Source organism: Paraburkholderia heleia NBRC 101817 (genome assembly GCF_000739775.1).
GTDB lineage: Bacteria > Pseudomonadota > Gammaproteobacteria > Burkholderiales > Burkholderiaceae > Paraburkholderia > Paraburkholderia heleia.
In genome coordinates this window covers 167,600-193,763 of record NZ_BBJH01000006.1, presented here as the reverse complement: position 1 = coordinate 193,763, position 26,164 = coordinate 167,600, and the positions used below count along the sequence as shown (strand labels likewise).

General features: G+C 66.8%; 23 protein-coding genes. 7 read left to right on the top strand and 16 right to left on the bottom strand.

The window, feature by feature from the left end; all coding sequences use genetic code 11:
* Positions 1-5: 5 nt before the first annotated feature.
* The 3 genes from BHE01S_RS06530 to BHE01S_RS06520 all read right to left on the bottom strand — a co-directional run bounded on the left by BHE01S_RS06530 (position 6) and on the right by BHE01S_RS06520 (position 3,178).
* Entirely contained in the window at positions 6-2,135 is a 2,130-nt protein-coding gene (locus BHE01S_RS06530) for a phosphocholine-specific phospholipase C (protein ID WP_042261805.1), read from the bottom strand.
* A gap of 76 nt (positions 2,136-2,211) precedes the next feature.
* Positions 2,212-2,673: a hypothetical protein gene (locus BHE01S_RS06525; RefSeq protein ID WP_042262129.1), complete on the bottom strand. Its 462-nt coding sequence runs from the start codon at positions 2,671-2,673 to the stop codon at positions 2,212-2,214.
* Between the two features lie 157 nt (positions 2,674-2,830).
* A complete protein-coding gene (locus BHE01S_RS06520) occupies positions 2,831-3,178 on the bottom strand; it encodes a DUF1330 domain-containing protein (protein WP_042261802.1) in 348 nt (115 codons plus the stop codon).
* Between the two features lie 184 nt (positions 3,179-3,362).
* Here BHE01S_RS06520 and BHE01S_RS06515 point away from each other — a divergent pair, with 184 nt between their 5' ends.
* Complete coding sequence (locus BHE01S_RS06515) at positions 3,363-3,581, top strand: hypothetical protein (RefSeq protein ID WP_042261799.1); 219 nt, start codon at positions 3,363-3,365, stop codon at positions 3,579-3,581.
* Positions 3,582-3,613: 32 nt separating this feature from the next.
* Here the strand turns inward: BHE01S_RS06515 and BHE01S_RS06510 are convergent, their stop codons facing one another.
* The gene (locus tag BHE01S_RS06510) at positions 3,614-5,749 is read right to left on the bottom strand and encodes a tetratricopeptide repeat protein (protein ID WP_042262128.1); all 2,136 of its coding nucleotides are present in this window, start codon (positions 5,747-5,749) and stop codon (positions 3,614-3,616) included.
* Between the two features lie 327 nt (positions 5,750-6,076).
* A complete protein-coding gene (locus BHE01S_RS06505; RefSeq protein WP_042262126.1) occupies positions 6,077-7,141 on the bottom strand; it encodes an alcohol dehydrogenase in 1,065 nt (354 codons plus the stop codon).
* A gap of 164 nt (positions 7,142-7,305) precedes the next feature.
* Between BHE01S_RS06505 and BHE01S_RS39505 the strand changes: the two genes are divergently transcribed.
* A complete protein-coding gene (locus BHE01S_RS39505; protein ID WP_280523813.1) occupies positions 7,306-7,437 on the top strand; it encodes a hypothetical protein in 132 nt (43 codons plus the stop codon).
* Between the two features lie 62 nt (positions 7,438-7,499).
* Entirely contained in the window at positions 7,500-7,649 is a 150-nt protein-coding gene (locus BHE01S_RS38360; protein WP_042261797.1) for a hypothetical protein, read from the top strand.
* Between the two features lie 50 nt (positions 7,650-7,699).
* Here the strand turns inward: BHE01S_RS38360 and zwf are convergent, their stop codons facing one another.
* Together zwf and BHE01S_RS06485 are read right to left on the bottom strand one after the other, a co-directional pair.
* A complete protein-coding gene (gene zwf / locus BHE01S_RS06490; protein WP_042261795.1) occupies positions 7,700-9,175 on the bottom strand; it encodes a glucose-6-phosphate dehydrogenase in 1,476 nt (491 codons plus the stop codon).
* Positions 9,176-9,402: 227 nt separating this feature from the next.
* A complete protein-coding gene (locus tag BHE01S_RS06485) occupies positions 9,403-10,728 on the bottom strand; it encodes an Nramp family divalent metal transporter (RefSeq protein ID WP_042261793.1) in 1,326 nt (441 codons plus the stop codon).
* A gap of 237 nt (positions 10,729-10,965) precedes the next feature.
* Between BHE01S_RS06485 and BHE01S_RS06480 the strand changes: the two genes are divergently transcribed.
* From BHE01S_RS06480 to BHE01S_RS06470, 3 genes are all read left to right on the top strand, one after another.
* The gene (locus BHE01S_RS06480; RefSeq protein ID WP_042261791.1) at positions 10,966-11,952 is read left to right on the top strand and encodes a YVTN family beta-propeller repeat protein; all 987 of its coding nucleotides are present in this window, start codon (positions 10,966-10,968) and stop codon (positions 11,950-11,952) included.
* A 13-nt stretch (positions 11,953-11,965) separates the two neighbouring features.
* Complete coding sequence (locus BHE01S_RS06475) at positions 11,966-12,973, top strand: sterol desaturase family protein (protein WP_042261789.1); 1,008 nt, start codon at positions 11,966-11,968, stop codon at positions 12,971-12,973.
* 166 nt (positions 12,974-13,139) lie between these two features.
* On the top strand, positions 13,140-14,261 hold the full coding sequence (locus tag BHE01S_RS06470; RefSeq protein ID WP_042262122.1) for a 3-deoxy-7-phosphoheptulonate synthase: 1,122 nt from the start codon (positions 13,140-13,142) through the stop codon (positions 14,259-14,261).
* 5 nt (positions 14,262-14,266) lie between these two features.
* Here BHE01S_RS06470 and BHE01S_RS06465 read toward each other — a convergent pair whose 3' ends face one another.
* From BHE01S_RS06465 to dbpA, 6 genes are all read right to left on the bottom strand, one after another.
* On the bottom strand, positions 14,267-14,929 hold the full coding sequence (locus tag BHE01S_RS06465) for a DUF2894 domain-containing protein (RefSeq protein WP_042261787.1): 663 nt from the start codon (positions 14,927-14,929) through the stop codon (positions 14,267-14,269).
* A complete protein-coding gene (locus BHE01S_RS06460; RefSeq protein WP_042261782.1) occupies positions 14,919-15,566 on the bottom strand; it encodes an OmpA family protein in 648 nt (215 codons plus the stop codon). Before BHE01S_RS06460 ends, BHE01S_RS06465 begins: the two co-directional genes overlap by 11 nt.
* Positions 15,563-17,920 (bottom strand): DUF802 domain-containing protein, encoded by a 2,358-nt coding sequence (locus BHE01S_RS06455; RefSeq protein ID WP_042261779.1) that lies wholly within the window; start codon positions 17,918-17,920, stop codon positions 15,563-15,565. Before BHE01S_RS06455 ends, BHE01S_RS06460 begins: the two co-directional genes overlap by 4 nt.
* A gap of 16 nt (positions 17,921-17,936) precedes the next feature.
* Positions 17,937-18,647, bottom strand: a complete 711-nt coding sequence (locus tag BHE01S_RS06450; RefSeq protein ID WP_042261776.1) for a DUF3348 domain-containing protein — start codon at positions 18,645-18,647, stop codon at positions 17,937-17,939.
* Positions 18,648-18,807: 160 nt separating this feature from the next.
* Entirely contained in the window at positions 18,808-19,464 is a 657-nt protein-coding gene (locus BHE01S_RS06445) for a DsbA family oxidoreductase (RefSeq protein WP_042261773.1), read from the bottom strand.
* 107 nt (positions 19,465-19,571) lie between these two features.
* A complete protein-coding gene (dbpA, locus tag BHE01S_RS06440) occupies positions 19,572-20,978 on the bottom strand; it encodes an ATP-dependent RNA helicase DbpA (RefSeq protein ID WP_042261770.1) in 1,407 nt (468 codons plus the stop codon).
* Between the two features lie 592 nt (positions 20,979-21,570).
* Between dbpA and BHE01S_RS06435 the strand changes: the two genes are divergently transcribed.
* Positions 21,571-22,728, top strand: a complete 1,158-nt coding sequence (locus BHE01S_RS06435; RefSeq protein ID WP_042261768.1) for a porin — start codon at positions 21,571-21,573, stop codon at positions 22,726-22,728.
* Positions 22,729-22,924: 196 nt separating this feature from the next.
* On the opposite strand, the gene BHE01S_RS06430 is transcribed toward BHE01S_RS06435, so the two are convergent.
* From BHE01S_RS06430 to BHE01S_RS06420, 3 genes are all read right to left on the bottom strand, one after another.
* Positions 22,925-24,187, bottom strand: a complete 1,263-nt coding sequence (locus BHE01S_RS06430) for an MFS transporter (protein ID WP_042261766.1) — start codon at positions 24,185-24,187, stop codon at positions 22,925-22,927.
* A gap of 61 nt (positions 24,188-24,248) precedes the next feature.
* On the bottom strand, positions 24,249-25,058 hold the full coding sequence (locus BHE01S_RS06425) for a siderophore-interacting protein (RefSeq protein ID WP_042261763.1): 810 nt from the start codon (positions 25,056-25,058) through the stop codon (positions 24,249-24,251).
* A gap of 79 nt (positions 25,059-25,137) precedes the next feature.
* On the bottom strand, positions 25,138-25,878 hold the full coding sequence (locus BHE01S_RS06420; RefSeq protein WP_042261760.1) for a PadR family transcriptional regulator: 741 nt from the start codon (positions 25,876-25,878) through the stop codon (positions 25,138-25,140).
* Positions 25,879-26,164 lie beyond the last annotated feature (286 nt).

The window sequence follows — 26,164 nt, the reverse complement described above, 5'->3', positions numbered from 1 at the left end:
CGGACTCAGCCCAGCTTCGTGACCGGCGCAACGGCTGCGGGATCGCTGATGCTCGGCCGGCCGTTCTCGATGTGTCCGGCGAAACGCCAGGCGAACGCCGCGTCGTCGCGGCTCGTGACCGTGAGGTCGTACCAGTGATGGCTCGAAGCGAGGACCCAGACTTCGTCGATTTGCGCGCCGGCCGGCACGACCACGTTGCGCTCGTGCGCGCCATAGGCGTTGTCGGTCACGTTCAGGTGCGCGACGCTGCTGCCCGCGTTCGAGAACCTGAGGAAGAGGTTGCCGTTGGCCACGTCGTAGTGCGCCGTCACGGCGGGCGCCGGCGCGCGGCCGGACTTGCCCGGACCCGATTGCGCGGCGGTGCCCGCAAAGCGGCGCACGAAGCCGTTCGGGCCATGCACCTCGAACGCGTAGACGCCGTTCGTCACGCTCAGGTCCCACGTGTCGTCGAGCGCCTTGCCCGCTTCGACCGTATAGCGCCACGGGCCGTCGCTGCGGTTCGTGCCGTACACGTAGAAGTGCGCGCCCTGGCGGCCCTTGTTCGCGAACGTGATCGAAAGCGTGTTGTTCCGCGCTTCGGCCTTCGCGTTCACATGAAGCTCGTAGGGCAGCGCGCGCGCGTAGCGCACGCCCGGCTCCTGAGCGTCGATCGGCAGCGGCGTGGCCGGCACCGTGGGCGCCGAGTTGGCCGAGCACTGGTTGTCGGCGAGCGCCATGTAGTTGCTCGTGTCGGGCAGCGTGGGCATCGTGGCGTCGGGCGTGCGGAAGTCGAAGCACGTCGTGAGGTCGCCGCACACGGCGCGGCGCCACGCCGTGATGTTGGGCTCCTGCACGCCGAAACGCGCCTCGATGAAGCGGATCACCGAAGTGTGGTCGAACACCTGCGAGCAGACGAAGCCGCCCTTGGTCCACGGCGAGACGACCGTCATCGGCACGCGCGGTCCGAGGCCATAGGGCAGGCCGTCGGCGGTGTACTTGCCGCCGCGCAGCGGGTTGACCACGTTGTGGATCTCGCCGTCCACGCTCACCGTCGACTTGCCCTGCGTCGGCGTCGTGGGCGGCTGCGGCGGCACGATATGGTCGAAGAAGCCGTCGTTCTCGTCATACATGATCAAGAGCACGGTCTTGCTCCACACGTCGGGGTTCGAAGTCAGCGCTTCGATGATCTGCGAGGTGTATTCGGCGCCATAGGCCGGCGTGTACTTCGGGTGCTCCGAGAACGCCGCCGGCGGCAAAAGCCACGAGACCTGCGGCAAATTGTTCTGGAGTACGTCGTTTTTCAGGTCGGCGATGGTCCGTGCGGTTTGCGCGCGCTGGTAGAGCGCCGATCCCGGCTGCGCGTTGATGAAGTTCGCGAAGTTCTGCAGGATGTTCGTGCCGTAGTTGCCGTTCAGCGGGTCGTTGCCGTTCGTGCCCTGCTGGTAGATCTGCCAGGAGATGCCCGCCGCCTGCAGGCGCTCGGGGTAGGTCGTCCACGAAAGCAGCTGATACGTGGGCGGCACGTCGCCGTCCACGAAGTCGTTGTTGTCGAGCAGCGGGCCGCCCATCGTGCCGGTCGGATCGACCATGCCGGTCATGAGATACGAGCGGTTCGGGTGCGTCGGGCCAGGCAGCGAGCAGAAGTAGTTGTCGCACACCGTGAAGGCGTCGGCCAGCGCGTAGTGGAACGGAATGTCCGCGCGCAGGTAATAGCCCATCGTCATGTCGGTCTTGTACTGCGGCCACTGGTTGTACAGACCATTGTTGATCGCGTAGTGCGTCGCGTACCACGAGTGGTCGAGGTCGCCCACGCATTGCGCGCTCGTCTTGAACGTGTCGAGGTGGAACGGCAGCACGGGCTTCGTGGCGTCTTCCTTCGACGGCTGATACCACACCGGCAGGCCGCCCGGCAGCGCAATGGGCAGGCGGTCGTTATAGCCGCGCACGCCGCGCATATGGCCCAGGTAGTGGTCGAACGAACGGTTCTCCTGCATGAACACGACGATGTGCTCGACATCGCGGATCGTGCCCGTGCGCGAATTGGCCGGAATGGCCAGCGCATTGCGGATCGACTCGGGAAGAACGGTCATTGCTGCTGCGGCGGCGCCCGATTGCGCGACGGTCTGCAGGAAACGGCGACGGCTGTTTGACGTCATTGTTGCTCACCTTTCTGCTTGGGGTTGGAGTGTCGTGCCCCGACGCAGTGGCGCCTGGGCACGCAGGTGCAATGCTTCAATGGCTGGATGTTGCGGGACTGCTGGAATCGTTGCCGTTGCTGGCCTGGGTCTGCGTGCTGTCGCCAGGCGCGTAGCTCAAGACGGGCGTGACCTGGTCGCTGTCGGCGGCGAGGCTGGCCTGTGCGCCTTGCACGGGGTCGCCCGCGGTGTTCGCGGCGGTTGCCGCGTTCGCGCCGTAAGCGGGGATGGCGCCCGGGTTCGTCGAGGTGTCTGTCGAGGCGTTGGCCGACGTGTTCGTGCCGGGCGTCGGCAGCGGCGTGATGCGCGCGCTGTTCGCCAATGGCGATGGAGATAGCGATGGCGTCGCGGCGCTCTGGCTTTCCGCTGTATCCGGCGTCGACGAAGCCGCCGACGAGCCGTAGCCGGGGCCGCATGCATCGAGCATGATGGTTGCGAGTACAACGATCGCCGCGGTCGACAGGGTCGTCGGCACGCGGTTGTGAAGGCGTATTCTCATGTGCGCATCCGTTCTGTGAGGATGGGGCGCGCACAGTTTCGCCGTCGATGAAGAAAGAATTGTGAAATGCGAGAAAACGTTTGCGAGCGATGAATTTTCTTTGCAAACGTGGTGCGCGAAAATCATTCGCCGCGGGCTGGCGGCTAACGAAAGGCTTTCACTTTGCGGTGCCGTTTTCGTGAGCGGGACGCAGCACGTCGGTCGCGCGATGCGGCATCTCGACTTGATCGATCAGGAACACTTCGCCGCGCGAGTGCTCCGCCCGCAGCGGCAGGATCGCCTGATAGGCGCTTGACCGATACCACGCGCGCGCGATCTCGCGGCTCGCGAATTCGATCACGATGAGGTCGCCGGAAAACTTGCCCTCGAGCCGTTCCACGCGTCCGCCGTGAATGATGAAGCGGCCGCCGTAAGGGGCGAGCGTGGCGTCGATCTTCTCCAGATATTCGACGATGGCGGGGCAAGGTTCGACGTCGCGCAGATGGGCAATGGCATAAGCGGTCATGGCGGGTCTCGTGAGCGTGAAAGGGGACGACGCTTGCGAGAATAGGGCGCGCCGGGCGGGGAATCGATTACCCGGGAGGTAAAGGCGCGGCTGCGCCGCGCTTAGGCTGAAGGCGTGCAGCGGGGTAAAATACGCAACATCCGAAGTCCGGATCGAGACGTCTTCGTTTTCCGCCATTGCCGCCATGAACCCGTCACCCGAGCATAAACCCGCGCGCAAGCCGCCGCCCAAGTGGCTGTTGAACACCCTCACGGCGCTCGTGGGCGTGCTCACGCTCGCGCTGGGTATCGGCTGGATCGTCTACAAGTGGGTCGTCGATCTGGAGATTCCATACTTCGCCATTCCGCTCGTGATGTGCGTGCCGGTGATCGTCGCCGTGGCGTTCCGCAACATCTGGGATTGAGGCGCACGGGCGCTTCTCTCACTCCCGCAATTTCAAATGCCGAAGCGCTGCGCGCACGCCGCGCGCACGCGCTCCACGACGGCGCTCCACGCTTCGTTCGTGCGCTGGCGGAACAGGCGCATCGTGCCCGGATACCACGGCGAATCTTCGCGCTCGTGCATCCAGCGCCAGTCGAGGTCGTACTGCGGCAGCAGCACCCAGCACGGCTTGCCGAGCGACGCCGCCAGATGCGCCGTGGAGGTATCCACGCAAACCACGAGATCGAGCTGCGCGATGATCGCCGCGGTATCGACGAAATCGCGCACTTCGGTGCCGAGGTGCAGCAGCGGCAGGCTCGCGGGCGGATGCTGCGCCTCGTCTTCTCCCTGACCTTTCTGCAGGCTCACGAACTGCACGCCCGGCAGGTTCCATAGCGGAGCGAGTGCGGCAAGCGAGGGCAGCGAGCGGTGGGCGTCGTTGAAATGCTTCGGGTTGCCCTTCCAGACGATGCCGATGCGCGGGCCCGGCGCGAGCGTGGCGAGGCGCGCGCCCCAGTGCTCGACGAGCGCGGGCTCGGGCGTATGGACGAGCGGCGCGGGGATCGTCTCGACCGTCGTGCCCAGACGGTGGGGCACGCTGATCGGGCTTATCCAGTAGTCGAACTGGCCGGCTGCCGCCGCGCCGGCTTCATGGTCGAGCACGGCGTCGATGCCTTGCACGCCGCGAAAGAGCCGCTGCAAGGGCGGCTGGCAGGCGAACGCGACGTGCGCCGCGCCCTGCGCCTTGAGCACGCGCGCGTAGCGCCCGAATTGCAGCATGTCGCCGAGGCCGTCTTCCTGCCACAGCAGCAGCGTTTTGCCGGCGAGCGGCTCGCCTTGCCAGGCGGGACATTGCAGCAGACGCTGCGTCGCGTGATGCACGAAGCCGGGCATGGTATAGCGGCACTCATAGCGCGCGAAGCCTTCTTCGAAGCGGCCCATGCTGATGAGCAGCGTGGCGAGACGGAATTTCGCGTCGCCGTATTCCGGGTTCGCGTCGAGCGCGCGGCGGTAGCCGGCCTCCGCTTCGTCGAGCCGGCCGAATTCCTTGTGCAGGCTCGCGATATTGAAGTGCGCCTCGGCGAAATCGGGCCGCACGGCGATGGCTTCGTGCAGCACCTCGAGCGCTTCGGCACGGCGCCCGAGCGCCATCAGCACGCAGGCGAGATTGTTATACGCCTCGACGCGGCCCGGCAGCCGGCGCAGCGTCTCGCGATACGCCGCCTCGGCCTCGGGCAGCCGCTCGAGCGTATGTAGCGCCACGCCGAGGTTGTACTGCGCTTCGGCGTGCTTCGGCGCGAGTGCGAGCGTCTGGCGAAAAGCCGCTTCCGCCTCGGGCACGCGCTTGAGGTCGGTGAGCACGCAACCGAGGTTGTTCAGTGCATCGACGAAACCGGGGCGGATCTGCAGTGCGAGGCGCACCGCGAGTTCGGCTTCGGCGAGCTTGCCGGACGCCTTGAGCAGCGTGGCGAGATTGTTGAGCGCCTCCGGGTACTGCGGATGGATCAGCAGGGCCTGGCGATAGGCCTCGGCGGCCTCGTCGCCGCGCGCCTTGTCCCGCAGCACTGTGCCCAGCGCGTTGTATGCCTTTGCGTGGCGCGCATTCGCAGCGATGGCGGCGCGAAATGCGTTTTCGGCTTCTGCGTGGCGGCCTTGTCCCTGCAGCAGGAGGCCGAGGTTGTAGTGGGCGTCGGCGTGGGCCGGGTGGTGCGCGAGGACGGCGCGAAAGGCCGCTTCCGCCTCGGCGTGGCGTGCCTGGCGCTGCAGGACGACCCCCAGGTTGCTGCGGGCGTCGGCGTCGGCGGGCGTGAGGCTCAGCAGCCGTTCATAGAGCGCCTGGGCCTCGCCGAGGACGCCGAGCGCCGCAAAGAGTGCAGCGAGACCGCTGTATGCCTGCGCGAAGTCGGGCTTTGCCGCGAGGCAGCGCTGCCACAACGCCTGGGCGCGCGCCGCGTCGCCCGTGCCCATCGCGCTCAAGGCCGCGAGATTGAGCGCCGGCGCGAGCGCGGCTTCGTCCGTCGCCCCGGGTTGGCCGCCCACATGCGGTTCGAGCAAGGCGAGCGCGTCGGCGAAGCGGTGTGCTTCGCAGTGCGCATTGGCTTCGCGCAGGAGGTCGTCGGGGGCGGGCGCGAGGGGCGTTGAAATGGTCACGGTGACAATCGTAAGAGTCGGGGCGCGGCGCGTGGGCGACACGGACACTGAGGCAGTGTCGAGATTACGACAGCTCGTGCTCGGGCAACGGCGCGAATTGAGCGCATCCGGTGCGCTTATTCGGACGATCAGCGCTTCCCGCCCGGAAAAGCTTGCAGATGGCTTTCCGATGGGGCGAGCGCCGGGGGAGACCGTAAGAGGGCGTTCCGGGCGCCTGCGTGTATCGAATCGGGGATCGTCGCCGTGAGCCGATCTCCCCAATTGATTCGAATTCCGAACGATTTGCCGTCGCGCGCGGCCAAACAAGGCCGCGCCCGACGAAACGCATCAGGGCACCAGCACCTGCCGCCCGACCACCTTGCCTTGCACGAGCGCTTCGAAGGCCTCGTTGATTTCCGCGAGCGGCCGCGTGGAGACGGGCGAGGGATGCATCTTGCCTTCGCGCATCAGCGTCACGAGTTCGCGCAGCTCGGGCAGCGTACCCACATAGCTGCCCTCGATCTTCAGCGGCCGCATCGGGATGATGGGCAGCGAGAGCGTGAGGTCGCCGCCCATCAGCCCGACGATCACCACGTGGCCGCCGCGCGCGCAGGCGTCGAGCGCGAGCTTGACGGTGGGCGTTGCGCCCACGAGGTCGAGCACCGCGCGTGCCCCGCCGCCCGTTGCCGCGATGATCTGCTGCACGGCGTCGTCCGCGCGCGCGTCGATGGCCGCGAGCGCGCCCGCCGCAAGCGCGGCTTCGCGCTTGACGGGGTCCACGTCCACGACAATCGCGCCTTGTGCGCCCATCGCCTTGAGCACTTCGAGCGCCATCATGCCGAGGCCGCCCGCGCCGATCACGACCACGGGACCTTCGTGGATGCGCGCGCCGAACTTCTTCACGGCCGAATACGTCGTCACGCCCGCGCAGGCGAGCGGCGCGGCCTTCACGGGGTCGAGGCCGGCGAGGTCCACGAGATAGCGCGGATGCGGCACGATCACGAAATCCGCAAAGCCGCCGTCGCGCAGCACGCCGAGCGACTGCGGTTTCGCGCAGATGTTCTCTTCGCCGCGCCGGCAGGCCGCGCATTCGCCGCAGCCGATCCACGGATGCACGACTGCCGACGTGCCCGCCGCCAGCGCTTCCGGCGCGCCTTGCGCGTCGGGGCCGAGCGCCGCGACCTCGCCGCAGATTTCGTGGCTCGGCGTGAGCGGCAGCTTGATGCCGCGGTCGGCGAGCGAGAGCTTCTTGCCGCCGCCCAGATCGTAATAGCCCTCCCAGATGTGCAGATCGGAATGGCACAGGCCCGCTGCCTTCACGCGCAGCAACACCTCGGTGCCCCTGGGCTCGGGCACGTCGCGCTCGACCCGCTCGAGCGGCTTGCCGTGATGGATAATGCAGTAACAGCGCATTTGCATCGATGTCTCCGTGAGTGTCATGTACGGCGGCCAGACGATTGCGGCGGTCTTCGAATCATAGCCGATGCGACGGGGATTCGTCCGATCGTTCTATTTTTGCTGCTGTGCGCTTGAATTATCATTGGGCAGACGTGTGCGATGGTCGCGAAGTGGCGATCGTGCCAACGGCACAGGCCATGGCGATTCGCGAGGCGCTCAACGCCGCGAGCCGCCTGAAGCGCACGCTCGGCGGCGAGGCGTTCGCGGATACGGTGTCGCGCCTGCGCACGGCGCGCGCGACGTTGAGGTGATGTCAGGCTTGAATCGCGCGGCAACGCTTCAGAAGGGCATTAAAGAGTAGGGAGTTGGCATCATGCGGCGCATCGGCGCTTTCTGTATTTCAACCTGGCTTGCGGCCGTGGTCCTTTTTCTTGGGCGCCATTCGGTGCCGTTGATGGCGCTCAGCGGCGTGATCGTGTTTGCCGGCTTCGACCTGTTTCGACCGGATTCGGGCGACCAGTAAAACCATGCTGCGAGCGCCCGCATGAGGCGCGGCGCTCGCAGTCGTTCACATTACATCTCTTCGGCCCACGACATGTTTTCGCGCGCGAGCAGCGCCGACGATGCCGCCGGCCCGAACGTGCCCGCCGTGTAAGTGCGCGGGCGGTCGTTCAGTTCCTTCCAGCCGTTGAGAATCGGCTCGACCCACGTCCATGCGGCTTCCAGTTCGTCGCGGCGCATGAAGTGCGTGAGACGGCCGCGGATCACGTCGATCAGCAAGCGCTCGTAGGCTTCCGCGCGGCGCTCGGGAATGGCCTGCTGCAAGTCGAGATTCAGGCTCACGGGCAGCATGTTCATGCCGCTGCCCGGTTCCTTCGCGAGCATCTGCAGCTGGATCGACTCTTCCGGCTGAAGCTGGATCACGAGACGGTTGCCGTAATTGCGCGGCCCACTCGGGAAGATCGAGAACGGCAGGTCCGCGAATTCGATCACGATTTCCGACTGGCGCTTCTGCATGCGCTTGCCCGTGCGCAGGAAGAACGGCACGTTGGCCCAGCGCCAGTTGTTGATGTGCGCGCGCAGCGCCACGAACGTCTCCGCCTTGCTGTCGGCCGGCACGTTGTCTTCCTGCAGATAGGCCTTCACCGGCTGGCCGTCCACGGCGCCCGCCGCGTACTGGCCGCGCACGGTGTCGCGCGCGATATCGGCGAGCGACATGGGGCGCAGCGAGCGCAGCACCTTGAGCTTCTCGTCGCGCACGGCGTCCGGGTCGAGCGAGACGGGCGGCTCCATCGCCACGATGCACAGCAGTTGCAGCAGATGGTTCTGCACCATGTCGCGCAGCGCACCCGTGTGATCGTAGAAGCCCGCGCGGCTGCCCACGCCCACCGTTTCCGCCACCGTGATCTGCACGCTGCGGATGTACGGCGCCTGCCACAGCGGCCCGAAGATCGGGTTGCCGAAGCGCAGCACCATCAGGTTCTGCACCGTTTCCTTGCCGAGATAGTGGTCGATCCGGTAGATCTGCGATTCGGCGAAATGCCGGCCCACCGACTCGTTGATCTCCTTCGCCGAGGCGAGATCGTGGCCGAGCGGCTTTTCGAGCACCACGCGCGAACTGCCGTCGATCAGGCCGCCCAGCGTGAGGTTGTCGCAAATCGTCGTGAACAGTTCCGGCGAGGTCGAGAGGTAGAACACACGCAGCGCATGCTCGCGCGACGCCGCCTTCAGGTTCGCGTAACTGGCCGGATCGTTCACGTCGATGATCACGTACTGGAACAGGTTCAGATAGCGGTCCCACGCTTGCGTGTCGAACGCTTTCGCGTCGATGAACGGGCGCGACTGCTCTTCCATGAACTTTCGATAGTCGTCGATCGTCCAGTTCTTGCGGCCCACGGCGATGATGCGCGTTTCCGGCGGCAGGTTGCCGTGCAGGTGCGCCATGTAGAGCGCGGGCAGCAGTTTGCGCGCGGCCAGGTCGCCTCCGCCGCCGAAAATGATCATGTCGACGGGCTGTTCGGGCAAGGCTTGGGCAGGCTGATTCGTCATGGCAGGTCGGAGGTGACGCGCGCTCGCGTGACATGGTTGGGCACGAACGCCGGCGCGCGGTTGCAATACCCGCACCGGCCGCAAGAGCGGGGCGCGGCGAAAACGCTAATGGTGCATGGTTTCGCGCGAGTTTGCACGCGTGGCGCGAACGAGGCGTCGTCCGAGGCTTCCGCGTCGATAGACCGACCGGCCGTTCATGCATGCCTCGCGTGGCATGGAGCCGATCTTTACCCGAGCCCCGGCACCGCCACCCCGAAGGTCGCGAGCACCAGCACGACGTTGAGCGAGAGCACCGCGGCCGCGCCCGCCACGGCTGCCGCAGCCGTGAGCGCGCCGTTACGATGGGGCCCCATCACGCCGCGGCGGCACGTGAACCACACGAGCGCGGCCATCGGGAACGGCAGGGCGAGGCTCAGTACGACCTGACTCATGACGAGCGCGTTGGTGGCGTTCACGCCCAGCCCCACTACGATGAAACTGGGCACCATCGTCACCGCACGGCGCAGCCACAGCGGAATGCGAAAGTTCACGAAGCCTTGCATGATCATCTGCCCCGCGAGCGTGCCGACCACCGAACTCGAAATGCCCGAGGCGATCAGCGAAACGAGAAAGATGCTGGCGGCCGCCGCGCCCAGCAGCGGCGCGAGCGTGCGGTAGGCGGTCCCGATTTCGGCGACGTCCGCGTAGCCCTGGTGGAACGCGCCGGAGGCCATCACCACCATCGCCATGTTGATGAGCCCGGCCACCGAAAGCGCCACCACGACCTCGACGTTGGAAAACTTCACGAGGCGCTTGCGTTCGGCATCGTTGCGCGCAAGCACACGCGCCTGGGTGAGCCCCGAGTGCAGAAAGAGCGCATGCGGCATGACGGTGGCGCCGATGATGCCCACCGCGATCGTCACGGCTTGCGCATCGGGCAAGCGTGGCGTGGCGAGGTGGCGCAGAAGGCTTTGCCACGCGATCGGCGTAATGAAAAGCTCCAGAACATAGCAAATGCCGATCACGCCGACGAGCGCGCCGATCAGCAGCTCGAGCGGCCGGAAGCCCGCGCGCTGGAGAAACAGCAGTGCGTAGGTCACGACGGCCGTCACCGCCATGCCCGCGAGCAGCGGCAGATGAAGGAGCAGCGCAAGGCCGATCGCGCCGCCGAGGAATTCGGCGAGATCGGTGGCCATGGCCGCGATCTCGCTCACGCCCCACATGAGCCACACGAGCGGCGCGGGCAGGCTGTCGCGGCACAGTTCGGCGAGATTGCGCCCCGTGGCGATGCCGAGCTTCGCGGAAAGCCCCTGAAATACCATGGCGATGACGTTGGCGAGCAGCACGACCCATAGCAGCGCGTAACCGTAGCGCGCGCCGGCCTGGATGTTGGTCGCGATATTGCCGGGGTCGATATAGGCCACCGAGATGACGACGGCCGGACCCGCAAGCGGCAACAGAAGGGCGACGCCGCGGCGGCGTCCTTCGAGCGCTTCGCGCGCCGCGGCGGCCGTGTTGCGCGTGAGGCCGTCGGGGGCGCGCCGCGCCTCGTCATCGCGGGCGCGATGATCCATGCAACTTCTCGCGCATGCCGGGGTCCGAAGGCGCAGCCCATCGCCTTGCGGCACGCATCGAGCATGTGCGAATACATTGAAAATGCGTCATCGGAATCGGGCCCTCACGCGTTAAGCAGGCAATCCGCGCGCCTGCCCTGGCGTTATCTCAGCACAAACCGGCGCGGCGCGCCTTCGCTGCTCTCCTTCCCTTACGAAATGCCTGAATTCCCGATCTTTTCGTGTACACCGGTCCGTATGAAGAAACCGCTCGCGACCGCGCTGCTGATGAGCGGCCTCGCATGGGGCGCACTCGCCCACGCCGACGACAAGGTCATCGTGCTCGACTCGGGCGAGGCGAAGCTCTCGCTCATCGACGAGGCGAGCCGCACCGTGGTCGGCACCGAGCCCACGGGCAAGGAACCGCATCACCTGATGATCACGCCCGATGGCAAGTCGCTCATCGTCGCCGATTCGGTGTCGAACGACCTGCTGTTCCTCGACCCGCATACGGGGCAGATACAGCGCCGCCTGGAAGGCATCGAAGATCCGTACCAGCTCGGCTTCTCGCCCGACCGCAAATGGTTCGTGACCGCCGGTCTGCGGCTCGACCGCGTGGACGTCTACCGCTACGACGGCCAGAACCTCACGATCGCAAAGCGCATTCCGCTCGGCAAGACGCCGAGCCACATCACGTTCGCCTCCGACAACAAAACGGCGTTCGTCACGCTGCAGGACACGGGCGAAGTGGCCGCCATCGACCTGCCGACGCAAACGGTGCTCTGGAAGCTGCAGGTGGGCAACACGCCCGCGGGCCTTTGGATGACCCCGGGCGACAAATATCTGCTCGTGGGCATGACGGGCGAGGACGACGTGGCCGTGGTGGACTGGCACAACCGCACGGTCGTGAAAAAGATCCAGACTGGCCGCGGCGCGCATAACTTCCGCAATCTGGACGATGGCAAACATATCGCCGTGTCGAATCGCGTGGAGAGCACGATCAGCATTCTCGACTACACGACGCTCACGAAAGTCGCCGACATCACGGGTCTGCGCCCCGGCCCCGACGACATGGAACTTTCGGCCGACAAGCGTTACCTTTGGGTGACGTTCCGTTTCGCGAAGCACGTGGGCATCATCGACCTGAACACGCGCAAGCTGATCGACACGATCGCGGTGGGCCGCTCGCCGCACGGCATCTACTTCGCGAACAGTGCGCCGGTGTACGCGCCGAATCCGGACTGATGAGGGAGTCTCGATGCTCGATACGCTGATTTCGCAGGCCGACAACCTCGTTTCGTGGCTGCAGACGCTCGTCTACGTGGACGTGGTGCAGCCGATCTTCTACAAGGTCGGCCTGATGGGCTACGACGAGGACACCTATGACGCGCTCTACTGGGTGATCGTCGGCGTGCTGCAGATCTGCGCCTCGTATGTGCTGCTGCGTCCGCTCGAGGCGCTGCGGCCCGCGGAGGACTGGGGCGATCGCCGGGCGCTGCGCGCCGACGTCTGGTACACGTGGATCGCGAAACTCGGCATTCTGAACATCGCATTCTTCTTTCTGCTCACGCCATTGTTCAACCACTGGCAGAGCCTGATGGCGATCCACAACATCCCGAATATCGAGGTGGACAGCCTCTGGCCCGGCGTGACCGACAAGCCGCTCGTGTCGTTCCTGATCTATCTCGTCGCGCTCGACTTCGCGGGCTACTGGTATCACCGCTGGCAGCATCGCTTCGGCGTGTGGTGGGAACTGCACGCCGTGCATCACAGCCAGCAGCAAATGTCGCTGTGGTGCGACGACCGCAATCACTTCCTCGACGACATCGTTCAGGCCGCGTTCTTTGCGGGCATCTCGCTCGTTATCGGCGTGCCGCCCGCGCAGTTCGTCGTGCTCGTGGCCGTGAGCAACTTCATGCAGAGCGTGCAGCACGTGAACGCGCGGCTCGACTTTGGCTGGCTGCTCGAGCGCATCGTGGTGAGCCCGGCGTTTCATCGCCGCCATCATGCGATCGGCTACGGGCACGAGGGCACGCGCTACGGCTGCAACTTCGGCGTGCTGTTTCCGTGGTGGGACGTGATGTTCCGCACGGCGTCGTGGAACAAGCAGCATGAGCCCACCGGCATTCGCGACCAGTTGCCCGCGCCGCACGGCCGCGGCGCGAACTATGGCGCAGGCCTGCTCGCGCAGCAGTGGCTCGCGCTCGTGCGCATCGCGCGGCGCCTCGCGGGCAAGGGATATCCGATGGGCGACGCGGCGCGCTGAGCTTCGCGGCATTCGCGGCGGCTCCTCGTGCGAGGCGGTCTTCGGGCCGCCTCGTTGCGTTTCAGGACGACGTTTGGCATGCCGCTCGCGCGCCGGATGCGATAATCGCGCATTGATCCCCCACACATGCATGATGCGCGCGCCAAAGGCGCAGTTGGAGAACATCTTGAGCCGTATCGACAATCCGCAGCACGACCAGGAAGTCGGCGTGGCCGACGCCACCCAGGACACGACCCGCATCGACGACACGCGCATCGGCGCCGTGCGGCCGCTCATCTCGCCCGCGCTGCTGCTCGACGAGCTGCCGGTGCCGCAGGAGACGCAAACGCTCGTCGAAACGAGCCGCGGCGAGATTGCCGGGGTGCTCGCACAGCGCGACGACCGGCTCGTCGTGGTGGTGGGCCCGTGCTCGATCCACGACCACGACCAGGCGATCGAATACGCGAAGCTGCTCAAGGCGAAGGCCGATACGCTCAAGGACGACCTGCTGATCGTCATGCGCGTGTACTTCGAGAAGCCGCGCACCACGGTGGGCTGGAAGGGCTATATCAACGACCCGCGTCTGGACGGCAGCTTCCGCATCAACGAGGGCCTGCGCGCGGCGCGCCAGCTGCTGCTCGACATCAACGCGCTCGGCCTGCCCACGGCCACGGAATTCCTCGATCTGCTGAGCCCGCAATTCATCGCCGACCTCGTGGCGTGGGGCGCGATCGGCGCGCGCACGACCGAAAGCCAGAGCCACCGGCAGCTCGCCTCCGGCCTTTCGTGCCCGATCGGCTTCAAGAACGGCACCGACGGCGGCGTGCAGATAGCGGCCGACGCCATCGTCGCGGCGCGCGCGAGCCACGCGTTCATGGGCATGACGAAGATGGGCATGGCCGCGATCTTCGAAACGCGCGGCAACGACGACTGCCACGTGATCCTGCGCGGCGGCAAGAGCGGGCCGAATTACGATGCGGCTTCCGTGGCGGCGTGCTGCGCGGCGCTTGCGAAGGCGGGGCTGCGCGAGCAGGTCATGATCGACTGCTCGCACGCGAACTCGAACAAGGCGCATCAGCGCCAGATCGACGTGGCGCGCGATATCGGCGAGCAGCTGGCGGGCGGCGACAAGCGCATTGTCGGCGTGATGATCGAGAGCCATCTCGAGGAGGGGCGCCAGGACCAGAAGCCGGGCGTGCCGCTCAAGCGCGGCGTGTCGATCACCGATGCGTGCATCAGCTGGGCGCAGACGGCGCCCGTGCTGGATGGGCTGGCGCAGGCGGTGCGGGCGCGGCGCAAGGCGGGGTGAGGGCGCTAGCGCCCTTTGCCCCGCGCGCCTTTCTTCGCTGACGCAGCCCGCGGCGCCTCTTTCACCGGCGCCGCGACCCCCACACTCGCGTTCAACTGCTCGAGCCACGAAAGCGCATCGGCATAGGCGAGAAATTGCTGCAGATACCCCGGCGACACTTCGCGCATCAGCGAGAGCGCGCGATGCACGAGGCTGCTCGAATTGAGCGGCCCCGCGTTTCTGGGCACCTGGTCCAGCGACTGCCGCAACTGCTTTTCGGCGCGCACGCGCGACCACGTTTGCCGGAAGTATTCGACGAGCTCCGGGTCCGGCTCGTGCCGCACGCGCGTCGCCGGTCGAGCGGGTTGCGCACGCACGAGCGAATCGACGAGGCGGCCCAGTTCGCTTCCCGGCTTATCGCCGTCGAGCCTGTGCGTGATTTTCGATGCCTCGCGCGCGAGGTCCTCGGCAAAGGCGTCGAGCAGTTGCGCGAGGCGCGCGTCGATGCGCCGGCGCGCTTCGCCCGCGAGTGCGGCGGCGCGGCGCTCCAGCGCCTCGATGAAGTGAAAGCGCACCGGGTCGAGCCGGTCCGCGCCGCGGGCGCGCCAGGCGTCGAGCAGGGCGCGGGCGTCGGGCGCGGTAGTTGGCGCGCCGGTTCGTTCGAGCGGCGGGCACGCATCATTGGCCATGCTTGCCCTCGCCGACGGTCGGCCGCGGCACCGGCGCAATCTCCACGCGGCGATTTTTCGCGCGACCGGCCTCGTCGGTGTTGGCGCTCACCGGCTGCTCGGAGCCGAAGGCGGCCGCGAACACCGACGACGCGGGAACGCCCTCTTCGATGAACGCGCGCGTGACCGTCAGCGCGCGCTCAGCCGAAAGCTCCCAGTTGTCGGCGAAGCGGCGGTTGCCTGCATGGACTTGCTGGTCGTCGGCGAATCCGCTCACCATCAGGATTTCGTCGCGGCTCTTCAGATACGCCGTGAGCGGCCCGGCGAGGCTCTTGAGCAGGTCGCGGCCTTGCGGCGTCAGCTGGTCCGAATTCAGCGCGAACAGCACGCTGCCGCTAATGCCGATGCGTCCGTTCACGAGCGTCACGCGCCCCGCCGCGAGCGGGCCCGCGAGCGCCTCTTCGAGCGTCTTGCGGCGCGCGGTTTCGGCCTTGCGTTGCTTGACCTCGTTCGCGAGCCGGCTCGACAGTTCGAGCTGCATGCCGACCACGCCCACGAGGATTAGCAGGAACGCGCCCAGCAGCACCGACATCAGGTCGGCGAACGCGGGCCAGACCGGCGCAGCGGGGGCCGCGCCGCCGTCGATTTCGTCGTTCATGCCGCTTCCGCTCCGGCGCTCGCGCGCTGGCTCGCGAGCTGCTGCAGGTTCTCGACGATCTGCTTCTGCGACAGCATGCTCAGGTCGATGACCTCGCGCGCCTGCGCCACGTAGTAGGCGAGCTGGTCGTCGCTGCGCGCGAGCGACTTGTCGAGCGCGGCCTCGATGCGCTCCAGGTGTGCCACGAGCTTGTCGTTCGATTCGCCGAACACGCTCACGGCCGCGCCGAACGCGTCGCCGAGGCTCGCCACTTCCACGGCGCTGCCGCTCACCTGCGCGGCGATCTCGCCCAGCTTGCCGCTGCCGGCCTCGACGCTCGCGCTGAACTGGCCGCCCACGCGCTCGAGCAGAGCCGACGACGTAGAAACGAGCGCGTCGATCGCCGAGCGCTGCTCGGTGGAGGCGCGGTTCACGGCGTCGAGCAGCGTTTCGAGCGTGGCGAGCAGGCGGTTGCGCTCGTCGAGCATCGCGGTGTCGCGGACCATGCTGTCCGAAAGCTTCTGGCGCAGCTCGGCGATGACTTCGGCCGCGGCCTGCGGCGCGACCGAGGCGGCCTGCACGAGGCGGCCGATTTCGGCGATCGTGCCGGCGTTATGGGCCTGCGATTGCGTGGCGATGTCGTTCGCGGTTTGCGCGAGCGTCGCGCAGATTTCCTGCTGACGCTGCGCGGTGGCCGCGCTCGTGGCTTGCCATTGCTCGCGCAAGGCGGCCGACATCGCGGCAAGCGACGCGGTCCATGCTTCGAGGCGCTGCGCGTCGCGCGAGGCAATTTCCGCGTGCAGGGTTGCCGCGGCCTTCGGCGCAGCGGCGGCGGCGTCGACGAGACGATCGATCTCGGCGATCGTCTTGCTCGCGTGCTGCTGCGCTTGCGCGGCGATCTCGTTCGCGGTCTGCGCGAGCGTCGCGCAGATTTCCTGCTGGCGTTGGGCCGACGCCGCGCTGCTCGCTTGCCACTCCGTGCGCAACGTGGCGGCCATCGCCGCGAGCGCTTCGGCCCAGCTTGCGAGCCGCGCTTCGTCGCGTGCGCCGAGCCTGGTCTGCAGGTCCGCATGGGATTCGTCGACCGCGCGCAGCAGCGACGCCGAGTGCTGCTCGAACGTCGCAGTCGCCGCGGCGAGCGCCTGCTGGTTGGCTGCGGCGAGTTTCTCGCCGGCGCGCGCCTGCTGGTCGAGCGCCGCCTGCCACGCCTGAGACATCGTTCCCGATGCGCTCTCGAAGCGCGTCGACACGCCATCGAGCAGGCCTGCGGCACGTTGCTCGAAGCTTGCGTTGAAGCGCTCCAGCGCGCCGCCGAGGTCGGCGGCGAGTGCCTCGCTGGTCTGGCGGTGCTGTGCGAGCGCGCGGTTCCAGATTTCGGCGACGTTCGCCGTCGACGCCTCGAAGCCGCTCACGAGCCCTTCGAGCTGTTGTTGTACCGCCTGCGTGAGCGCGCCCTGCATCGACGCCGATTCGCGCGCGAGGCCCGCCATGGTCGCTTCGACCACGGGCTGCAGCGCCGCGCCCGCGGCGCGTGCGCTTTCCGCCGCGCTCGACTTGAGCGACTGGCCCACGGAAGCCGCGAGGCGGCTCCAGGCGGCTTCGGCGTTCGCGGCGAAGGCCTGCTGGGTCGCGATCTGCTGTTCGTGCTGCGCGGCGCCCTGGCGCTCGATCAACGTCATCAGCGCACCAAGCTTGTCGACGAGCGCAGGCATGGCGTCGGCCTGGCGCTGCAGCAGCTTGAACGAGGCTTCGCGCTGATGGGACCGCGAGAAGGCGCGCAGCGTCGTCGCAATCTTCACGTCGAGCTGCTGCGCGGCCTCGATGCGTGCACGGCGGCACAGCGCCGAGAGCAGCCCGAGCATGGCTGAGGTGGCCACCCCCGCGATCGAGGTGCCGAACGCGAAGCCAAGGCCGTTCACGGGCGCGGCGAGCGAGGCGCGGATGGCGTCGAGGTCGGTGGCGCTTTCCAGCGCCGCACCCGTGCCCTTGAGCGTGACGACCATGCCGAGCAGCGTGCCGAGCATGCCGAGCAGCACGAGCAGGCCCGTGAGATAGGGCGCGAGCGCCGGGCCCGGCAGGCCCACGCGCTCGCCTTCGATGCGCGCGCGCACTGCGTTGCGCAGGCCCGGATGCAGCGTGTCGAGCCAGCCGGCCAGGCGCGCGGGCGGCGCGTTCAACTGAGCGGTCGCCCGGGCGAGCGTGGCCGTGGCCTGCTGAAAGCGATAAAGCTCCCAGGCGCCCGCGACATAGCATGCGCCGATCAGCAGCGTGACGGCGCTCGCAAGCGGGTTCGTGACCGCGTAGCCGGCGCCGATCCAGCACACGGCGGCGAGGCCCACGACGAAGACGACAGGTTCAATGCGAAAACGGGACATAGCGCGGGACATAGGGTTAGCTGGCGCGAAGGGCGGCAAGCAGCCCCTCCACCGGTTGAAACCGAATTTCAAGTTCGGCGAGCAACACGCTCTGCATATCTTTGCGAAAGCCGGCGAGCCAGGCGTTGCGCGCGGCGGTTTCTGCGGCGGACGGTGCCGCCGCGGCGGCGCGCTGCCGCTCGAAATGCGCGCCGAGCAGCGCGGGCACGCCGGCGAGCAGGCTGCGCTCGCGCGCGCCGAGCGCCTGCTCCATCACGGTATCGACCGTCGCAAGGCGCGCAAGCGCTGGCGCGCGGGCAGCCAGCGCGGCACGCAGACGGGCGCGCAGCGCGGCGATGTCGGTCTCCATCGCCTGTTGCAGCGCCAGGTAGCGCTGGCGGAAATCCGCGAAATCGGGTTCCACATCGGCTGGCTGGCTCGCGGCCTGCGTGCGGCGTCCATCGCGCCGCGCGGGCGCGCCTTCGCCCGCAATGGCCTTTCTCAGCGCCGCGCGCACGCGCTCGCTCTGGCTTTGTTCGGCACTGGCGCCCACGCGCGTGGCGGGCTCGCCACCGGGCGCCTGAACGCTCAGCGCCGTCGAAAGCGCGATGGCGTCCGTCCAGCCGAGCCACTGGCTCAGATGGTCCGAGATCGATTGCCGGGATTCGGGCACTTCGGCGTCGCCGAAGCGGGCAAGTAAGCGAACGAGCGTCGGGCCGCTCAACGCGAGGCGTTGCGGGGCTAGCACTTTTCCACCTGGGCAAAAAACCCGCTAGTGTACATGCCCGCGAGGGGGCGGCCGGCATCGGCGGATTGCCGGACGCCTGGACGACGGCGCGGCGGGCCGCGAAAGCGCGGCGCCCGCGGGCGCGAGGCACCGCCGCGCGGGGCTTCAGCGCCTGAGCCGTTCAGGCCTTGGCCTTGGCGCGCTCGGCCAGGATTTGCTGGATCGCCTGCTCGAAGGTTTCGATGGGCTGGCCGCCGTTGACCAGATACTGCTGGTCGAAGATGATCGCCGGCACCGACTGGATGCCCGCCGCCTGGTATTCGTGCTCTTCGGCGCGCACCTCGTCGGCAAACTGGCCGCTTTCCAGGACTTCGCGCGCCTTGTCCGCGTCGAGCCCCACGGACTGCGCCGCCGCGACGAGCACCGCATGGTCGCTCGTGTCCTTGCCCTCGCCGTGATAGGCACGCAGCAGCGCGAGCTTGAGCGGCAGCTGCTTGCCTTCGATGCCGGCCCAGTGCAGCAGACGATGCGCGTCGAAGGTGTTGTAGACACGCTCGCGCGGCCCGAACGCGAAGCCGACACTCGCGCCGCGCTCGCCGATCATGGCCTGCGTCTCGGCGATCTGCGCGGGGGTGCGGTTGTACTTTTTGCCGAGATACTCGACCACGGATTCGCCGCCCGGGCCCATCTGCGGATTCAGTTCGAAGGGGTGCACGACGATCTGCGCATCGACGGTGTCGCGCAGCCGTTCGAGTGCGAGGTTCAGCGACGAGAGGCCGATTGCGCACCAGGGGCACGCGATGTCGGAGACGAAATCGATTCTGAGCGGTTGTTTCATGGCTTTCCTGATCCGGTTGAACGCGGGGTCACCGAGGCGCGGTGCAGCGCGCTTGCGCAAGCCGCGTGCGCGCCCGGCGCGGAGGATTCGTCGGCTTATTCGTCGGCTTATTCGTCCATCATACGGGCTTTGACCTTCTTGCCCTTGACCTTGCCCGCGTTGAGCTTGCGCAGCGCGTCGCGCGCGATGCTGCGCTCCACGGCCACGTAGGTCGAAAAATCGGTCACGTTGATCTTGCCGATCTGCGCGCCGCTGAAGCCCGCTTCGCCGGTGAGCGCGCCCAGCACGTCGCCGGGACGGATCTTTTCCTTGCGCCCGCCGAGGATCTGCAGCGTCTCCATCGGCGGCAGCAGCGGCTCGTTGCTGGCGGGCTTCAGTTCCGCGAGCGGGCTCCACTCGACTTCGCGCTTGAGCGCCTGCTCGATGCCGCCCACGCGGCCCATTTCGTCCATGCTCGCGAGGCTGAGCGCCCAGCCGTCCTGGTCGGCGCGGCCCGTGCGGCCGATGCGGTGCACGTACACCTCCGGGTCCGGCGTGACGTCCACGTTGATCACGGCTTCGAGCTGCGCGATGTCGAGGCCGCGCGCGGCCACGTCGGTCGCCACGAGCACCGAGCAGCTGCGGTTGGCGAACTGGATCAGCACCTGATCGCGCTCGCGCTGGTCGAGCTCGCCGTGCAGCGCGAGCGCGTGAAAGCCCTGTGCGCGCAGCACGTCGAGCAGGTCGCGGCATTGCTGCTTCGTGTTGCAGAACGCGAGCGTGCTCACAGGACGGTAGTGGTTGAGCAGCATGCCCACGGCGTGCAGGCGCTCGTCTTCCGTGACTTCATAGAAGCGCTGGCGGATCTTGCTGTCGTCGTGATGTTCTTCGAGCTTGACTTCCTTCGGATTGCGAAGGAATTGCTGGCTCAGCTTCGTAATGCCTTCGGGGTAGGTCGCCGAGAAGAGCAGCGTCTGGCGCTCCTTGGGGCATTGACGCGCCACGGTGGCGATGTCGTCGAAAAAGCCCATGTCGAGCATGCGGTCGGCTTCGTCGAGCACGAGCGTATTGAGCGCGCCGAGCGCGAGGTTGCCGCGCTCCAGATGGTCCATGATGCGGCCCGGCGTGCCCACGACGATGTGCGCGCCGTGTTCGAGGCTCGCCGCCTGCGGACGCATGGGCGTGCCGCCGCACAGCGTGAGCACCTTGATGTTTTCTTCGGCGCGTGCGAGGCGGCGGATCTCCTGCGTGACCTGGTCGGCCAGCTCGCGCGTGGGGCAGAGGATCATGGCCTGCACGTCCTGACGGCGCGGGTCGAGGCGCGAGAGCAGCGCGAGCGAGAAGGCCGCCGTCTTGCCGCTGCCGGTCTTGGCCTGGGCGATCAGGTCGTGGCCCGCGAAAGCGATGGGCAGGCTCGCGGCCTGGATCGGCGTCATGTCGACGTAGCCGAGGCGCGTGAGGTTGGCGAGCATGGCGGGCGCGAGCGGCAGCTCGCTGAAGGGCTGGGCGTGCGTAGGAGTGGCTTTGTTTGTCATGACGGAGTCTCGCGCCGGACGGGTAAGGGCGACGCGGCCGTTCGGTAGAAGTGGCGTCGATGCGGGTGGTGCACGCGGTGCACGCGTGTTGGGGGATTTTAACGGATGCGCGCGCCCGCGCTCGCGCGCGTGCCGCGCGAGGGAAATGACGAACGATGCCGGGTAAGCCGAAAACGCCGCGTTTGTTAATCGCGATTTCACGCAATAATAATCGCCGCATAGAGCAATAATTCACGCGCGCGATAAGACCGGCATGACCGTGATAAAGTTCATCCAGGCGAAGAAATTTTAATCGCCGGAAATACCCGTCAATTAATCCGATTTACACAATAATCGAATTCCCATGCGAATCCGGGCGTCGCGTGATTGCCACACAGCCGATTCGGTCCGATCCGTGCGTTACTCTGTATTTCTGATTAAAAACATTAACTTACGGGATTTTCTTTCGATATTTCCAGATTTAGCAAATATCTGTTACAGCGCTTGCTGAGGCGAATTAAAGCCTTTGACACGTAGACTTCGCTCGGGATTGCCGGTGTGGCTCCAATACCCGGAGCCGCTTCAGCGCGGTCTGAATGTCATAAGGAAAGTCATGAAGAATACTTTGATTATCGCGGGCGTCCTCGGCGCGTTCGCAGCCTCCGCTCACGCACAAAGCAGCGTTACGCTCTACGGCGCACTGGATGCGGGTATCGTCTACGCGAACAATGCAGGCGGCCACGCCGCATGGAACCAGGGTAGCGGCGCCGTCGGCGACACGTACTTCGGCCTGAAGGGCAGCGAAGACCTGGGCGGCGGACTGCATGCGATCTTCACGTTGGAAAACGGCTTCAACCTGAACAACGGCAAGGACAGCGAGAGCGGCACGATGTTCAACCGCCAGGCGTTCGTCGGTCTGCAGAGCGACCGTTTCGGTACGCTGACGCTCGGCCGTCAATATGACTCGATGGTCGATTACCTCGGCCCGCTTTCGGAAGCCGGTTCGGGCTACGGCAACAACCTCGCCGCTCACCCGTTCGACAACGACAACCTCGACCACTCGTTCTCGATCAAGAACGCGGTCAAGTACCAGAGCGTCAACTACCAGGGCTTCAAGTTCGGCGGCTTGTACGGCTTCAGCAACGACGCCGGCCAGTTCGCGAACAACCGCGCATGGAGCGCGGGCGCATCGTACGGCAACGGCCCGCTGAACTTCGCGGCTGCCTACCTGCAGATGAACAACTCGCCGACGAACACGAACGCCAACGGCGCGAATTCGGCATCGAACGGCAATAACTTCAATCTGTCGGCACAAACGCAGCGCACCTTCGGCGCAGGCGTGAACTACAACTACGGCCCGGCAACGGTCGGCTTCGTGTGGACGCACACGCAGTACGAAAACCTGATCGCCGGCGGCCAGGGCGGCAACACGTTCTCGATCCCGTCGGGCACGAACCTGCACATGGACAACTTCGAGCTGAACGGCGCCTACGCGCTCACGCCGGCTCTCGCCCTGAACGCGTCGTACACGTTCACGGACGGCAAGGTCACGGGTTCGAACGGTTCGGGCGATCCGAAGTGGCACACCGTCTCGCTGACGGCTGACTACTCGCTCTCGAAGCGCACCGACGTCTACGCTGGCGCCGTGTACCAGCACGCTTCGGGCGAACTCGGCGACGCCGGCGCGAACGTTGCGATGATCAACACGCTGTCGCCGTCGACCTCGCAGAACCAGGTCGCCGCAACGGTGGGTCTGCGTCACCGCTTCTAAGCATCACTGGCTCGCTGCCTCGCGCAGCGATGAAGCGCGCGCACCCGATCGGCCGGTCGGGTCCCGCGCTTCACGCGGGCGAATCTATCCGAGGCCCGCGGTCTCATTCGCTTTCTACCCGAAGCACGACCGGTTCGCGGTGCGTGGCGCGCTCATGAGGCGCGTCACGCACCGCGAACCGCTTTTCTTTTGCGGCTCAGGATTTCGCTGCCGCCGCCGCATTCGCAGGCACGGCGACGTCGTTCGACACGTCTTCCGACACCCCCCGCACGCGCGAAACCCACAGCACCGCGACGCACGTGAGCGCCGCTGCGATCCAGCCGTTCTGCCCGAAGCCGATGATCGCGCCGTTCGCGCCGTTCGTGAGCCACTGGCCGCCCAGCCACGCGCCGATGCCCGTGCCGAGCGCCTGCACCGCGCTGTTGGCGCTCAGGAACGCGCCGCGCCGCGCGGGCTCGGGAATCGTCGTGAGCAAGGCCTGCATCGGCACCATGCGGCCAGACATCGAGATCATGAACAGCGCGAAGAACGTCACGAGCGCGAGGAAAGGCAACGCGGGCAGATGCGTGACGAACAGCACCGGCACGAGCGAAACGAGCGCCATCACGCGGAAGATGCGGCGCTTGCCGTAGCGGTCCGCGAGACGGCCCACCGCGCGCGAGGTCATGAACGTTGCCGCGCCGCCCGCCATATAGAGCCACGACAACTGCTGCGGCGCGATGCCATGATTGCCGACGAGCATCGGCGCGATGAACGGAATCACGAGCATGTGGCCGGCCATCATCGTGAAGGTGAGTGCAAAGGCCTTCAGGTGGCGCGGCAGCGTCAGCAGTCGCCAAAGGTTCGGCAGCACTTGCGCGAGCGGCGTGCGCTGGCCGAGATGCGCCGTGAGCGAGGGCACGACGCGCGAGCCCGCGAGCCAGATCGCCACCGAGAGCGCCACGAGCAGCATGAACGGCGCGCTCCAGCCGTAGTGCGCGCCGAGCAGCACGCCGGCCGGCACGCCCGCGATGGCGGCGATGGAGAACGCCGTCATGATGACGCCCGTGGCCGCGCCGCGCCGCGCGGCGGGAACCACGTCGCTCACGATCGCCATCACGATCGAGCCGAGCACGCCGCCGGTGAGGCCCGCGAACGCACGCGCGGCGAGCAGCAGATGAAAGTTCGTGGCAAGCGCGCAGGCGAGATTGGAGAGCGCGAAGAGCGCGTAAGTCGCCTGCAGCAGGCGGCGGCGATCGAAACGGTCGATATACGTCGCGGCAAGGAGTCCTGACAGACCCGAACAGAGCGAATAGGCGGAAACGGCCGTCGCGAACGCCGCGGGCGTGATCGCGAACGCGTGCATGATCTGCGGGCCGAGCGGCATCATCACCATGAAATCCATGATGACGGTGAACTGCGTGAGCGCCAGCAGCCAGAGCAGGGTGCGTTCGCGCAGCGGTGTGAGAGAAGGGGTCATGTATGGGCTTCGAGCCTGAAAGTAAAAAGGCGCGGCAGGGTTGCCGCGCCTGCAGGATCGCTCAGTCGTCGATCGTTTCGTGGGCCGCCTGCGCGCCGCGCCGCCAGTAGGCGGAGGCGCGAATGCGCCGCTTGTCCACGCCGCGCTCGTTGCACAGATGCGCGCGCACCGCGCGAATCTCCGAGGCTTCGCCTGCGGCCCAGACGTAACCCTCGCCGGGCGGCAGCCACACGCCGGAGACGCCGTCCACGAGCGGATGCTCCGACTCGCTTTCGTCGCGATAGCACCAGATGGCGTACAGATCGGCTTCGGTGGGCAGCTCGAAGCGGGCCGCGCGGTTCGCCACTTCGACGACGACGGCCACGCGCGTGCCGGACGGCAGTTCGGTGAGACGCCGCTGGATCGCGGGCAGCGCCGTTTCGTCGCCGATCAGCAGATGCCAGTCGAAGCCCGTGGGAATCACCATGGAGCCGCGCGGGCCGCCCACGCCGAGATACTGGCCGGGCTGCGCCTGTGCCGCCCATGCCGTGGCCGGGCCGGCTTCGTGCAGCGCGAATTCCAGATCGAGTTCGTTGGTTTGCGTGTCGAAGCGCCGGGGCGTGTAGTCGCGCGCGGCGGGACGCTCGACGCCTTCGGGGAAGACGATGCCGTCTGGGCCCAAAGTGGGCAGGACTGGCTTTTCTTCACCGGCGGCGGGAAAGAACACCTTGATGTGATCGTCGAACGACGCCGAGACGAAGTCGCTCAGCTCGCCCGTGAGCGTCACGCGCACGAGCGAGGGCGAGAGCGCCGCGACGCGCACCACGCGCAACAGTCGGAACTTCAGCGGGTGACGCACACGGACGACTTCGAGTTGGGACGGGTTCTGCATGTATGGCTCCGATGATGTCGGGGTGGCGCGGCGCGGGCCTTCGCGTGCCGCATTGGCGAACCGATGCGGCGTGTCGAATTCATTCGCTCTCGCTGCCGTTTTCAATTTCCTGGGTGGCGCGCGCAAGAATCGCGGCGATGCGGCGCTGCTCTTGCGGCGCGACGTCGGTGCGGCGCAGCAGTGCGCGCTTGAGCGCGCGGCGCGCCTCGATCAGTTCGCGCACCCAGCCGCTGCCTTCGGCGGGATCTTCGCCGGCCATGGCGCGGCGCATGACTTCCATCTTGCGGCCGAAGTGCGTGAGCTTCGCGAGGATGAGGTCCGCGCGTTCGCGGTTGGCCTCGAGGTACGAGCGGCCTTCGGGCGAAAGCGCGTAGCGCTTGCGGTTGCCTTCCAGCGTCACGCTCACATAGCCCAGTTCTTCCAGATACGTGAGGGCCGGATAGACCATGCCGGGGCTCGGGCTGTAGAAGCCGTTCGAACGCGCGTCGAGCGCCTTGATCAGTTCGTAGCCGTGGCTCGGGCGCTCGGCGAGCAGCACGAGCAGCATGAGCTGCAGATCTTCGGACGTGAACTTGCGGCCACGGCCAAAACCGTCGCCGTCGCCGAAACCGCCAAAGCCGCGGCCGAAACCTTCGCCGAAACGATCGCCGAAACGATCGCCGAAGTCGCCGGGACCTTCGCCGCCGCGATGGCGGCCCATCGCATGGCGCAACGCGTGAAGCACCTGCATGGCCGGGTGGCGGCCGCCGAAGAAGTCGCGCGGCTCGCGCGCGCCGTAACCGCGACGGCCGGGATCACCAAAGTGCGGATGGTGGCGCATAGGGCCTCCTTATCTCTAGAGTGTCTTAAAACATGTCTTAAGATATATATCGTAAGAGTGTTTGTCAAAGAGAATATTTGGGGTTATCGGCGCACAACAAAGTGTGCGGGAACGCAAAAATTGGGTTTCAGAGACAACAAAGTGTGCGGGAACCGCGAAATTCGATGTGCAGTGCACAAATTTCGCTAGTTTTGCAATCGAGTTGTGTTTGATGGCGGCGAAGTGCGCTGCAATGTCGCGTAGATTGAGCGCACCGCAGAGCATGGCCGAATCTTCGTTAGCCCAT

Coding starts and splice junctions, on each gene's coding strand:
- BHE01S_RS06465 (WP_042261787.1), bottom strand. CDS start 14,929: ATGGCCAATGATGCGTGCCCGCCGCTCGAACGAACCGGCGCGCCAACT.
- BHE01S_RS06435 (WP_042261768.1), top strand. CDS start 21,571: ATGAAGAATACTTTGATTATCGCGGGCGTCCTCGGCGCGTTCGCAGCC.
- BHE01S_RS06460 (WP_042261782.1), bottom strand. CDS start 15,566: ATGAACGACGAAATCGACGGCGGCGCGGCCCCCGCTGCGCCGGTCTGG.
- BHE01S_RS06485 (WP_042261793.1), bottom strand. CDS start 10,728: ATGGATCATCGCGCCCGCGATGACGAGGCGCGGCGCGCCCCCGACGGC.
- dbpA (WP_042261770.1), bottom strand. CDS start 20,978: ATGACAAACAAAGCCACTCCTACGCACGCCCAGCCCTTCAGCGAGCTG.
- BHE01S_RS06455 (WP_042261779.1), bottom strand. CDS start 17,920: ATGTCCCGTTTTCGCATTGAACCTGTCGTCTTCGTCGTGGGCCTCGCC.
- BHE01S_RS06430 (WP_042261766.1), bottom strand. CDS start 24,187: ATGACCCCTTCTCTCACACCGCTGCGCGAACGCACCCTGCTCTGGCTG.
- BHE01S_RS38360 (WP_042261797.1), top strand. CDS start 7,500: ATGCGGCGCATCGGCGCTTTCTGTATTTCAACCTGGCTTGCGGCCGTG.
- BHE01S_RS06475 (WP_042261789.1), top strand. CDS start 11,966: ATGCTCGATACGCTGATTTCGCAGGCCGACAACCTCGTTTCGTGGCTG.
- BHE01S_RS06445 (WP_042261773.1), bottom strand. CDS start 19,464: ATGAAACAACCGCTCAGAATCGATTTCGTCTCCGACATCGCGTGCCCC.
- BHE01S_RS06515 (WP_042261799.1), top strand. CDS start 3,363: ATGAACCCGTCACCCGAGCATAAACCCGCGCGCAAGCCGCCGCCCAAG.
- BHE01S_RS06480 (WP_042261791.1), top strand. CDS start 10,966: ATGAAGAAACCGCTCGCGACCGCGCTGCTGATGAGCGGCCTCGCATGG.
- BHE01S_RS06505 (WP_042262126.1), bottom strand. CDS start 7,141: ATGCGCTGTTACTGCATTATCCATCACGGCAAGCCGCTCGAGCGGGTC.
- BHE01S_RS06525 (WP_042262129.1), bottom strand. CDS start 2,673: ATGAGAATACGCCTTCACAACCGCGTGCCGACGACCCTGTCGACCGCG.
- BHE01S_RS06530 (WP_042261805.1), bottom strand. CDS start 2,135: ATGACGTCAAACAGCCGTCGCCGTTTCCTGCAGACCGTCGCGCAATCG.
- zwf (WP_042261795.1), bottom strand. CDS start 9,175: ATGACGAATCAGCCTGCCCAAGCCTTGCCCGAACAGCCCGTCGACATG.
- BHE01S_RS06520 (WP_042261802.1), bottom strand. CDS start 3,178: ATGACCGCTTATGCCATTGCCCATCTGCGCGACGTCGAACCTTGCCCC.
- BHE01S_RS06420 (WP_042261760.1), bottom strand. CDS start 25,878: ATGCGCCACCATCCGCACTTTGGTGATCCCGGCCGTCGCGGTTACGGC.
- BHE01S_RS06425 (WP_042261763.1), bottom strand. CDS start 25,058: ATGCAGAACCCGTCCCAACTCGAAGTCGTCCGTGTGCGTCACCCGCTG.